This window comes from Chlorobium sp., from assembly GCF_049593655.1.
Taxonomy (GTDB): Bacteria; Bacteroidota; Chlorobiia; order Chlorobiales; family Chlorobiaceae; genus Chlorobium.
On sequence record NZ_JBAWHG010000027.1, the window covers coordinates 18,552 to 29,333 of the forward strand.

General features: G+C 49.5%; 11 protein-coding genes, 1 other RNA gene and 1 pseudogene. 9 read left to right on the forward strand and 4 right to left on the reverse strand.

Going from position 1 to position 10,782, the window contains the following annotated elements; all coding sequences use genetic code 11:
* Positions 1–16: 16 nt before the first annotated feature.
* Positions 17–1,333, forward strand: coding sequence for a mechanosensitive ion channel family protein (locus tag WBP50_RS04270; protein WP_423931915.1), 1,317 nt, complete (start codon positions 17–19; stop codon positions 1,331–1,333).
* Here WBP50_RS04270 and WBP50_RS04275 read toward each other — a convergent pair.
* Positions 1,325–1,876 (reverse strand): NUDIX hydrolase, encoded by a 552-nt coding sequence (locus WBP50_RS04275; protein ID WP_423931917.1) that lies wholly within the window; start codon positions 1,874–1,876, stop codon positions 1,325–1,327. The genes WBP50_RS04270 and WBP50_RS04275 overlap by 9 nt on opposite strands.
* A gap of 78 nt (positions 1,877–1,954) precedes the next feature.
* Here WBP50_RS04275 and bcp point away from each other — a divergent pair, with 78 nt between their 5' ends.
* From bcp to WBP50_RS04300, 5 genes are all read left to right on the forward strand, one after another.
* Positions 1,955–2,425 (forward strand): thioredoxin-dependent thiol peroxidase, encoded by a 471-nt coding sequence (bcp, locus tag WBP50_RS04280; protein ID WP_423931919.1) that lies wholly within the window; start codon positions 1,955–1,957, stop codon positions 2,423–2,425.
* A gap of 8 nt (positions 2,426–2,433) precedes the next feature.
* Complete coding sequence (locus WBP50_RS04285; RefSeq protein WP_423931920.1) at positions 2,434–2,997, forward strand: YqgE/AlgH family protein; 564 nt, start codon at positions 2,434–2,436, stop codon at positions 2,995–2,997.
* 146 nt (positions 2,998–3,143) lie between these two features.
* Positions 3,144–3,546: a transfer-messenger RNA gene (gene ssrA / locus WBP50_RS04290) on the forward strand.
* A gap of 208 nt (positions 3,547–3,754) precedes the next feature.
* On the forward strand, positions 3,755–3,961 hold the full coding sequence (locus WBP50_RS04295; protein ID WP_423931922.1) for a CsbD family protein: 207 nt from the start codon (positions 3,755–3,757) through the stop codon (positions 3,959–3,961).
* Between the two features lie 64 nt (positions 3,962–4,025).
* Positions 4,026–4,268 (forward strand): GlsB/YeaQ/YmgE family stress response membrane protein, encoded by a 243-nt coding sequence (locus WBP50_RS04300; RefSeq protein ID WP_423931923.1) that lies wholly within the window; start codon positions 4,026–4,028, stop codon positions 4,266–4,268.
* 429 nt (positions 4,269–4,697) lie between these two features.
* On the opposite strand, the gene WBP50_RS04305 is transcribed toward WBP50_RS04300, so the two are convergent.
* On the reverse strand, positions 4,698–6,632 hold the full coding sequence (locus WBP50_RS04305) for an acyltransferase family protein (protein ID WP_423931925.1): 1,935 nt from the start codon (positions 6,630–6,632) through the stop codon (positions 4,698–4,700).
* Between the two features lie 510 nt (positions 6,633–7,142).
* On the opposite strand from WBP50_RS04305, the pseudogene WBP50_RS04310 reads away from it, so the two are divergent.
* The 3 genes and pseudogenes from WBP50_RS04310 to WBP50_RS04320 all read left to right on the forward strand — a co-directional run bounded on the left by WBP50_RS04310 (position 7,143) and on the right by WBP50_RS04320 (position 9,392).
* A pseudogene (locus WBP50_RS04310) lies at positions 7,143–7,821 on the forward strand (MT-A70 family methyltransferase).
* Between the two features lie 378 nt (positions 7,822–8,199).
* Complete coding sequence (locus WBP50_RS04315) at positions 8,200–8,667, forward strand: hypothetical protein (RefSeq protein WP_423931927.1); 468 nt, start codon at positions 8,200–8,202, stop codon at positions 8,665–8,667.
* Positions 8,664–9,392 (forward strand): caspase family protein, encoded by a 729-nt coding sequence (locus WBP50_RS04320; RefSeq protein WP_423931928.1) that lies wholly within the window; start codon positions 8,664–8,666, stop codon positions 9,390–9,392. Before WBP50_RS04315 ends, WBP50_RS04320 begins: the two co-directional genes overlap by 4 nt.
* A 484-nt stretch (positions 9,393–9,876) precedes the next feature.
* On the opposite strand, the gene WBP50_RS04325 is transcribed toward WBP50_RS04320, so the two are convergent.
* Positions 9,877–10,158, reverse strand: a complete 282-nt coding sequence (locus WBP50_RS04325; protein WP_423931929.1) for a Txe/YoeB family addiction module toxin — start codon at positions 10,156–10,158, stop codon at positions 9,877–9,879.
* Entirely contained in the window at positions 10,140–10,397 is a 258-nt protein-coding gene (locus WBP50_RS04330; protein WP_423931930.1) for a hypothetical protein, read from the reverse strand. The genes WBP50_RS04325 and WBP50_RS04330 overlap by 19 nt, the downstream gene beginning before the upstream one ends.
* Between the last annotated feature and the right edge of the window lie 385 nt (positions 10,398–10,782).

Genomic DNA, 10,782 nt, shown 5'->3' on the forward strand with positions numbered 1-10,782 from the left:
TACAGGGAACGGTACAATGGACGGTTTTCGCATCTATCTGGAGCGGTATGGAATCGGCAGCAGCCAGGCAGAGCTGCTCGCAACGGTTCTCCTGCTCTGTTTGGCGGTAATTCTGGTCTTTTTCGCTGAAATCGTTACCCGAAAGATTCTTCTGAAAGTGGTCGCTCTTGTCGCCCGGAAAAGCGAAACCTCCTTCGATGACATGCTTCTCGACCACCGGGTTTTCGCCTGGATAGCCCATATGGTGCCTCCGGTTCTGCTCTATAATGCAGCTCACCCTGTTTTCCGGTATTATCCCGATGCCGTTCAGCCCGTACAGCTGGTGCTGACGATCTATCTCACGATTATCGTTATTCTTGTCTGTCTGAGTTTCCTCGATTCCCTGCTCGAATTCTACAATGAGCATCCGGTATCCGAACGGCTTCCCCTGAAGAGTTTCATCCAGGTGCTGAAAACCGTTATCGTCGCTTCAGGGGCCGTCATCGTGATTGCAAGGCTTCTGGGTACTTCTCCGCTTGTCTTTTTCAGCGGCTTGGGTGCGTTTACCGCCGTGATCATTCTCATTTTTAAGGATGCCATTCTCGGTTTTGTCGCCGGTATCCAGCTGACCTCCAACAACCTTGTCAAAATCGGCGACTGGATCGAAATGCCGAAATACGATGCGGACGGGGAAGTGAGCGATATTTCACTCGTGACCGTGTCCGTTCAGAACTGGGATAAGACCATCACCGTCATTCCTGCATACGCGCTTATTTCCGAAGGGTTCAGGAACTGGAGGGGCATGAGCGAATCCGGCGGGCGCCGGATCATGCGTTCGGTCAGCATCGATATGCAGAGTGTGACGTTTTGTGACGAAGCCCAGCTGCAGAGGCTGCGCAGCGTCTCGCTGCTTCAGCAGTATCTCGATGTGAAAAGCCGTGAAATCGAGGACTATAACAGCAGGCATGCGTTTGTTTCCGATGTTCCTCTCAACGGGCGCCGCATGACCAATTTCGGTACGTTCAGAGCCTATCTGATGGCCTATCTTCGCAGCCATCCCAAAATCAATCAGGATATGACGCTGCTGGTCCGTCATCTCCAGCCTGAAGAAAACGGTATTCCGCTGCAGATCTATGTTTTCTGCAGCGATGTTCTCTGGGCGAACTATGAAGCCGTTCAGGCCGATATCATGGACCACGTGCTTGCATCCCTTCCGTTTTTCGGGCTCAGGGTTTTTCAGAGTCCTTCCGGCATGGATATAGCCGATGCAGGCAGGGCATTAGGACGCCGCACAGCGGCTGAAGGCTCCGCGCCCGCCCCTGCGACAGGCTCCGCAAGCCGGGATTCAGAATGAACCCGATATTTCCGGAACGGTTTCCCCCGGGGTTCCCGCAAGAGCCTCGAAACGCCTGTTCTCCTCGATAATCAGCCGGTGCAGGGGAATGTTGATCTGCGGACGGTTGTATTCGGTGAAAAATCCGGCTTCCGATACCTCATGGTTCGGGGCCATGCGCTCGTGATCGTCGACGACTACCTTGTAGGCTACCACCAGCAGTGATCCGTACAGTTCCACGTTGCGGTGGTAGATGCCGATAAGCCGTTCCACCTGGCCGTCGAGAGAGGTTTCCTCCATCAGCTCCCGCAGGCACCCCTCATGAGGTTCCTCTCCCTCTTCAAGAAAGCCTCCCGGCAGAGCCCATTCATGGATTGCCGGTTCATGGGCCCGGCGGATAACAAGGAGCTCGTTATGCCTGTTTACCGTATAGGCAACGGCTACCGGCAGCGGGTTCCGGTAGTGAATCCAGCCGCAGTCGGTGCAGACCATTCGCGACCGGCCTTCGATTATTCCCTCTGAAAGCGGTTTTCCGCATACTGGACAAAATGAGTACGAAATCATGGTGTTATGGCGAAACTTTTTGCTGAAGGCTGTCATTTAGTAGGTAAAACATTTCAGGAACATAAATAAGTTTCACCGATGACACTTCTTTCAGTCGGCGCTGCAGCTCCGCCGGTTTCAGGGCCGGATCAGTTCGGCAGGCAGGTTTCTCTCGATGAGTACCGGGGGAAAAAGGTGGTGCTGTATTTCTACCCCAAAGACGATACGCCGGGATGTACTAAGGAGGCTTGCGCTTTTCGCGATAATTTCCCTAACTTTAAAAAGATAGGTGCAGAGGTCCTGGGGGTGAGCATCGACAGTGGTGCAAAGCATGCAAAATTTGCCGACAAGTACCAGTTGCCGTTCCGCCTTGTGGCCGACGAAGATAAAAAGATCGTCGAGTCGTATGGTGTCTGGGGCAAAAAGAAGTTCATGGGCAGGGAGTACATGGGAACCAGCCGGGTAACCTATCTTATCGATGAACAGGGAACGATTGAAATGGTATGGCCGAAAGTGACTCCGGCCTCGCACGCAGAGGAAATATTGAACTATCTGGGTAAAAAAACGTGACATCTGGAATGGTAAACGAATTCGAGCATCTCAGGCCGGGCAAGCTTCTGCTTGCATCGGCAAATCTCCTTGAGTCGAACTTCAAGAGGACGGTTCTGCTCATGTGCGAACATAACGAACAGGGATCCATGGGCTTTATTCTCAACCGGCCCATGGAATTCAAGGTATGCGAAGCGATAGCCGGTTTTGAGGAGATCGAGGAGCCCCTGCATATGGGCGGACCGGTTCAGGTCGATACAGTTCACTTTATCCACTCCAGAGGCGACAGCATTGACGGCGCTGTGGAGATTTTCGACGGTATATACTGGGGAGGCGACAAGGACCAGCTGAGTTTTCTCATCAATACCGGCGTGATACAGCCAAGCGAGATACGTTTTTTCCTCGGTTATGCCGGCTGGGGAGCAGGGCAGCTCGAACAGGAGTTCGAAGAGGGCTCGTGGTATACCGCCGAGGCGACCAGAGAGGTTGTTTTCGGGGGCGAGTACGAACGCATGTGGAGCCGCTCGGTACGTTCAAAAGGCGGCGAATACCGTATTGTGGCCAACTCTCCGGAACTGCCGGGTCTTAACTGACGGATTCCGGCCGGCATCCTTTTTCGGGGTGAAATATCTCCCAGGGTCCCCGCAGAGAACGTTCGGCTCTCTTTTGCTGTTGTTATTTGCTGGTAAATGTATATATATGGTTGCCTTCGGGCACTCTTGTTCTTTGTTTTGGTACTGGGGATGACAGGCTTTCGACAGGGCAGGTGTGAAATAATGCTGCACTCCGAGTTTCAGCATGGACGGACTCGTTAAAGAAGTCTATGTAACAAATAGATGCAGACGATTATTCGTATGCAATGGCTGCCTGATTAGCACAAGTTAATTAATCGGCCATCGTTCTGCGGCGGAGGCGCTTACTCTGAAAGCGCAGAATGGCATAACCCGCGCTTGAGCTTCGGTTCGCGCAAGTAAGCTTCATCTGTTTTTGCCTGAAGGGGCGGATGAATACACATTCGGGATAGTGAACCGAACGTTGCCGGCGATGTAACCGGTTCGCGAAACTTAAAGCACCGGAGATGAGTGTGGTGGCCTTATTGAGCAGTGTTCTGGACGCGGGTTCGAGTCCCGCCATCTCCACAGGTACAACAATCCGGTACGGTCCGGAAAAGTCCGAAACCCCTGAGAAATCAGGGGTTTCGTCGTTTTGTCTGGTAAGTTTGCGCTTTTCTTCTCGTGCGGGTTTCGGAACTTGCAAGAACTTTGTTTTGTTAAGCATGTTGTATGGAGATTTTCGCCGGTTTGTGCCGGTCATTTCCGTAACGGTTAACCACACAGGAGAAAGCTCGTTATGAACCGGGATCATGTTGAAGGGAACTGGAAGCAGCTGAAAGGCAAAATTCAGGAAGAGTGGGGCAAGCTGACAGACAGCGACCTCGATGTCATAGATGGAAAGCGTGAACGCCTGACCGGGAAAATCCAGGAGTATTACGGCCATGCAAAGGAAGAGATAGAAAAAAAGCTGGACGAGTGGGTGGGCAAGCTGAAAAAGGAGTGACCGCCCCGCTTTTCCCCAAAGAGAAAAGCAGTACCATCCATTAAATACCAAACCATTTCATACCATGAATCTACTCTGGTTTATCCTTATCGGCATCGCGGCAGGCTGGCTTGCAGGCCAGATCATGAAAGGCGGCGGTTTCGGGCTTGTGGGCGACCTTATTGTCGGCGTGATCGGCGCTTTGCTCGGCGGCTATCTTTTCGGCCTGCTCGGTATCGCTGCAGGCGGCCTTCTCGGCAGCCTTGTTACCGCAACCATCGGGGCCATCGTGCTGATCGCCCTTTTGCGCCTGATCAGACGGGCCTGAATGGTGCCGCCCTGAGCTGTGTCCATCAGGCTCATTAGACGGACCCGTCCGGTGTGACCGCCCCTTGGTTGCCGGACGGGTTTTCCGTTTTCAGCGGTTTGCAGGAAAGTTCCTTGTTTTTACGCTCATGCAGCCATCTTCACCCCCCATTCGGAAACAGATCATGAAAAAGTTCGCATTCGCTCTTGCAGCATTGTGCCTCCTGGCCGTTCCTTCAACCGCATCGGCGGCGGCGAGGTACAGTATACCTGGAAGTATGCAGGCGGCAGAACGGATCGGGATTCGGACAGGTGGTTTGCCTGGCAGTTACTGTGAATGCGGGGGATACCTGTTACCAGGCAAGGGGACTAATTCCTGATCTTCCCGGCAATACGAATTTTCCGTTTACTAGACAAGGGCATTCAGGGCAAAGCTATCGGGTCGCCGTGCTCAGCGGCTCACCAGCTTTTTGGCATGTGATTTCTGTCTGTCCGCTTTGCTCAGTTCGGCCATTATTGCTGATTCGATCGATCTGGCTGCATAGATCGAGCCACTTTCCGATAAGTGATTGTTATCTTCGTAAAAAAGCTTGTCATCCATCATGAGGATGTTCTTGCCATCCCTGTAGAAGCGTCCTCCGAGATCGATAATCGATACCCCTCTGCTCCTGTCAAGATTTCCGATGAATTTGAAAAACGTATCATTCTGCTTCAGATAATCGTGGTAGCTTAAGGAGTCAAACTTGTAGATATCGATCGATTTTCTGTAGGCAACTGAATGCGCCTGTTGCAGATCATGTGGCAGGTAGGGGACATCGGTTAATATGACGACATGTCTGTTCATGCTGGTGAGCTTGTCGATAGTTTTCGCCAGACTGGGCTGGAACCAGTCGTTTTTGTCGACGTTGCTCCAGCAGCTTGCAAGGAACACGGTTTTTATTGCCTCATGTTTGGCAAGGTAGTTGATGACCTCGTCATTGAATGCGTTCGATTCGGTATTGATAAAGTTGCCCTGTCCTGCATCGATCAGTGGCGGGATGCCCGGTCCGGCCAGAAGGATGCCGGTTTTATTGTTTTGACCGGCAACAATCGACATGCCAGGGGTCAAGCTGTGAGCGTGTGAATCTCCCCATACAAGGAAGCTTGGCATCTGGCTCGTTTTGCCGATAAGATAAGAGAATCCCTCCTTCGTGATTGTATGGAATTCCGGAGAACTGTACGGTTTTTTTGTGTATTCAGCGGTTTTTGCCGTCGAAAGGCCGAGCCGCTGAGGAAGCCCTTCCCTGGCATGCAGTATGCCGCCAATGCCTACAGCGATGACGATGGAGGCCGCTGCGAGAGCGAAAAGTGGAGCTCTATGCGGGATGATGGGTGGCTTGGTCCTGAACGGGCTTTCAACATATTTCCAGGAGAAACAGGAAATGAGGAATGTTGACAGCACGATGACAAGTTTTTCTGGGAGAGTCAACTCACGCAGCGAGACATAGTTCATGAAAACAATGATGGGCCAGTGCCAGAGGTACAGCGAGTAGGAAATCATTCCTATGAAAACAACCGGTTTAAACTCGAAAAATTTTTTTATCAGGTGCTCTCCATGCATGCCGACATAGATGATTGCCCCTGCACCCAGGACAGGGAATGCTGCTGAATATCCCGGAAAAGGCATCGATTCCCGGAATATTGCAATACTGACGATCATTGATGCTGTTCCTGCGATCCCGATCAGATTCCGCACGGTTTTGCTCTTTATGGCGGGGAGGATGTCGAGGGCCACGATCGCGCCGACCAGCAGTTCCCAGGTCCTCGACGGCAGCAGGTAAAATCCTATCGATGGTTTGTGCACTACTGCGTAACAGCTGAACAGGAAGGAGACAACTCCCAGTGAGAGTAACCAGGCGGCATAGTTTCCCCTGAAAAATTTTCTGATGATGACGAGGAGGAGGGGATAAAACAGGTAAAACTGCTCTTCGACAGCCAGAGACCAGGTATGCAGCAGAGGTTTTTGCAGCGACGAGGCGTCGAAATAACCGGCTTCTCTCCAGAAGAGAATGTTTGACGAGAACAGTGCGGAGGCAATAACACTATCGCCGAGACCCTTCAGTGCTGTCGGTGACAGCCAGTAGTAGCCGAGAACAAGAGTGAAGATAATAACCGGAAAAAACGCAGGGAATATTCTTCGAATCCTGCGTTCGTAGAATTTGGCTATTGAAAACCGGTCTGTGTTGATCTCTTTCAGGATGATCGACGTGATCAGGAAGCCTGAGATTACGAAAAATATATCCACACCAACAAAACCGCCGGATAGGCCGGGTATATTCATGTGGAATAAAATGACGGGAATTACCGCAAGCGCTCTCAGTCCATCGATATCTGCTCTATACTTCATGATACAGGATGTTGGTGATTTATTCCCTGACAGAGAGGGCGTTTTCTGATACTAAATAAGATTTGTTGCGTTTATTTCCTTGTTCGTACAGGCGGTGGAACCGGTTGGTCATCAGACTCGCATCAAAGACGTTTTGTTGAAAGACTGCAATATACGGGTTATCAGTCGCATTGCCCGATCTTGACCGAGAGCGTAACAGACGTTTCTCAGTAAGAGAACTTCCAACACCGGTTTCGGCCGATGCCGTTGAGCGCTGCATCTGCAGGTGACTCCAGGGAGGTTTAAAACGGATTGACGATGGTCATGTTGCGGATGGGCTGCTGATGGAGCGGGTTTTCCGAATGGATCTTCTTGCAGGGCTGCTGCGATAATGAGCAAATCGTAGAAGCTGTAACCCCGGCGATGCGGCGTATGCTCCGTATGCGGGTAAGCCCTGCAATCAGGTATGGTCAACGGGATTTCAAATTTCCGGGTTTGCTGTTTAATTATTTTTATTCAATTACAGGTTTTATGACAAGAATGCTCAATATCGCTGAACCCAACCCATCGCAGGATCTTCTGAGCAAAGTGCAGGGTCCATATTCGACCATTCTTGCCGATCCACCGTGGCAGTTCCAGAACCGTACCGGCAAGGTGGCTCCCGAGCACAAGCGATTGCTCCGCTACCCGACGATGGAGCTGAAGGAGATTATGGAGTTGCCGGTATCGAAGCTTGCCGCCGCGAAATCGCATCTTTACCTGTGGGTGCCGAACGCCTTGCTTGAAGGTAATGGAGGCATGGGGGTTTACCTACAAATCCAATCTGGTATGGTACAAGGTGCGGAAGGATGGCGGGCCAGATGGAAGGGGAGTGGGGTTCTATTTCCGTAACGTTACGGAGCTGGTGCTGTTCGGCGTGCGCGGCAGCATGCGGACCCTGCAGCCGGGCAGGACGCAGGTGAACATTCTTTCAAGCCGCAAGCGGGAGCACTCCCGCAAGCCCGACGAGATTTACGATCTGGTCGAGTCGTGCTCGCCGGGGCCATATCTGGAGTTGTTCGCGCGGTTCTGCCGTCCGGGTTGGGTTCAGTGGGGCAATGAGGATGTCAAGGAGAATACGCTGCTCAACGTCGCCAAACGCATCGCCCACGCCGAACCGGAGCTGCGACTGTTCGAAGGGCCGAAAGGGTACGGCGGAGTGCAATCATAACCCGTCTGACTCAAAAAACCCGGCTTTCCGCCGGGTTTTTTCTTTGCCTTCTCTTCTCTTTTTTGCCGGAAAAATCAGTACCTTTACCGTAATACGCACTATCCTACCCCCCATGCAGTGCCGTTTGTGAAACTGTTCAATGTTTCTTAATGACGGATCGAATGCGTTCTTTTCAAATTTTTTCCGGACCTCAAAATAGGAGTCAGTTATAGCAAATATTGGGCGTGCTTATGGCTGAGATTGAAGGATATTATATAATGGTTGTTTCCAGTTTTTTCTTGCGCGGCGGTGTTCAAGACTAGGCAGGAGGCTATTGATGCGGGGTATGTGTCGTGTGGAGTGTGCAGACCGCGAGAATGACAGTTTAAAACAATAAATATGATGCTGTTAACTGCGAATGCATCTCAAATGCCGTTAAGTATAGATGTTATTACAACATCTGTCGCAACTATTATATCAACTGTTGTGTCATCATTTGTCGCATTTATTGCCGCTAAAATTACATTAAAATATCAGGAGCGGCAAAATCTTAATGATTTGATTACTAAGATTATCGAAATGTCATTGACGTATCCATACTTAGAAGATGATGACTATTGTTTACAGTGGGGGTGTACTCAAAATAAAGATGAGAATTCAATGAGATATGATAATTATTGTTGTATAGTTTTTAATTTGATAGAGCGATTATGGAAGCATTGTAATGGGAATAAGAAAAAAATTGATGAATTACTTTATGTTGATGAGATGGTAAAAAGGCACTTGCGGTGGTGGCGAAGTGAATATAATAATTTAGACGGGTATGATAAAAGATTTCAAAAATATATAAATTCATTAATAAGATGAAAAGACGTGCGTTACTAATCGAAGCCTCGCAAGTTTTTGGATTGTTGGACCTTCCTGGAGCAAGGAAAGATGTTGATGATTGGGTTTCTTATTTGCGAAGCCCATTAGGAGGCGCTTGGGAAAATGAAGAAATAAGTGTCTTACATACGCCTCCTAAAAGTGCGCTTGAAATCAGCTTGTTGAGCGCAAGCGTTTGTGAATATGTTTTTATTGCTTTTTCCGGTCATGGGTATCATGTAAAAGGTAAAGGTGTTGATGAAACAAGGATTTTTCTTTCCGATAAACAGGAAATATCTGTTAATAAACTCAATTGTGGGGCGCCAAAAACAACAATTGTAATTGATGCTTGTAGAGAGGTTGAATATCTCAAGGAGGAGTTGTCTGCAGTGTTTTCAATGGATGAGTTATCTCTAAGAATGAAATACGCAGATCGACTGGCTCATAGAAAGCTTTTTGATGATGCAATAATCAAATCACCAAAGGGAGCAGAGTACCTTTATTCCTGTGATCTTGATGAGACTGCTGGAGAATCAATACGGGGGGGATATTTTTCTCAAGCTCTTATGAGGTGTGGAGAAAAGTTTAATAATAAAACAAATATTTATACGGTTTGTGATGCTTTTGGGTGCGCAAAAGTCATTGTGACTAATAAAATGCCACAGCAGAATCCTGTTTGTGAGTGTGGACGCAGATTAACTCACTATCCGTTTGCTGTGAGTGTATAAAATGAAAAATAATTAAATAATAAAAAGATGAAACGGAAACACGCGCCAATCCAGCAGACAGGAATATGGCTGAAAAGCGTCGTGCAAGGATTCGGGCTCTACTTCGGCGTGCCGGGCAACAGCAAAGCACTGAGAAGCTATAGGGATCAGGTGGTAAAGATGTGGTTAAAGGTACTGAGAAGAAGAAGTCAGAAAGGAAGCTCACTGAAGTGGGAAAAGTTCAACCGAATCGTAGACAAATATATCCCGCACCTCCGAATATGCCAGCCTTTCCCGGAGGTAAGATTCGCCATGACTCAAGGCAGGAGCCGTATGCGGTAGTGCCGCACGTACGGATCTTTACGGGGGGTGCCGGGTAACAGGCATTCCTACCGTGACTGAAAACATGAAGTTTAATTGCAGCTGGGTATATTATAATGATGGAGCATACCCGAACAACTGAACAGGGTTAGAGCGAGTTTCTGTCAGTCGGTTCAACTTTTTTTTACGTGTTATCGTAATGACCGCAGAGGGAAAGGATGTAAACGATGACAACATTTTCGTCGATGCGATAGATGAGCCGGTCTTTTTTGTTCAGCCTTCTCGACCAGTATTTCGACAGCTCTCCTTTGAGCTGTTCCGGTTTCCCGGTTCCTGTCGTTGGATGTTCCCGAAGTTCGTTGAAGATTTTTTCGATCTTGCGCTGAACGGACTTGTTACCGCTCTGACGCCAGTGTTTAAGATCGTTGTCGGCCCTTCGGGTTACGATTATGGAATATTTTCCCATAAGTCTCTGGCGTCATTGACCTCACGGATGCGACCCTTGGCAATGTCATCCTCTGACTCTTTCAGTACGCGCAGGATCTCCTGATTGGAATAACAGGAGTCTTTGTCACTGATTTTGCGGGCAGGAATGATTTCATAGGTTTCGCTTTTCCCGCACTGAATGATGACTCGTTCCTTCTGGGCAAGGTTCAGATACTTCCGCAGGTTTTTCCGCAGTTCGGTTGTGCTGATTGCGATCATGGTGATGTGCTTTATGTGTTACTTTATAACGTACAAAACAAATCAAACATACATGCTATCAGTTTCCAAATCGAGCCGAGCCACCTGATGAAGGTCACGCTACTCTTTTCCGGAATTACTGCAATACCGGGGTATGACAAGGGCTCTGCGCGGGCTGGCAAAGGGAAATCCCGGGTCGGGGGGAGCCAGGGTTGTAGGTGAAATTGTATGATACGTAAAGCCCGTCGCGAGACGGGCTTTGGCATTTTCGGGCGGGGGAGAAAATCACTCCCCCCCTGAGGTCTTGAATTCGGAGGTGGCGTGGAATTCCAGTTCGGGGTAGTCCTCGCGTGCGACCTTCAGCATCCATTCGCTTTCGGCAAGGAACACCGGGTGGTCTTCGCGG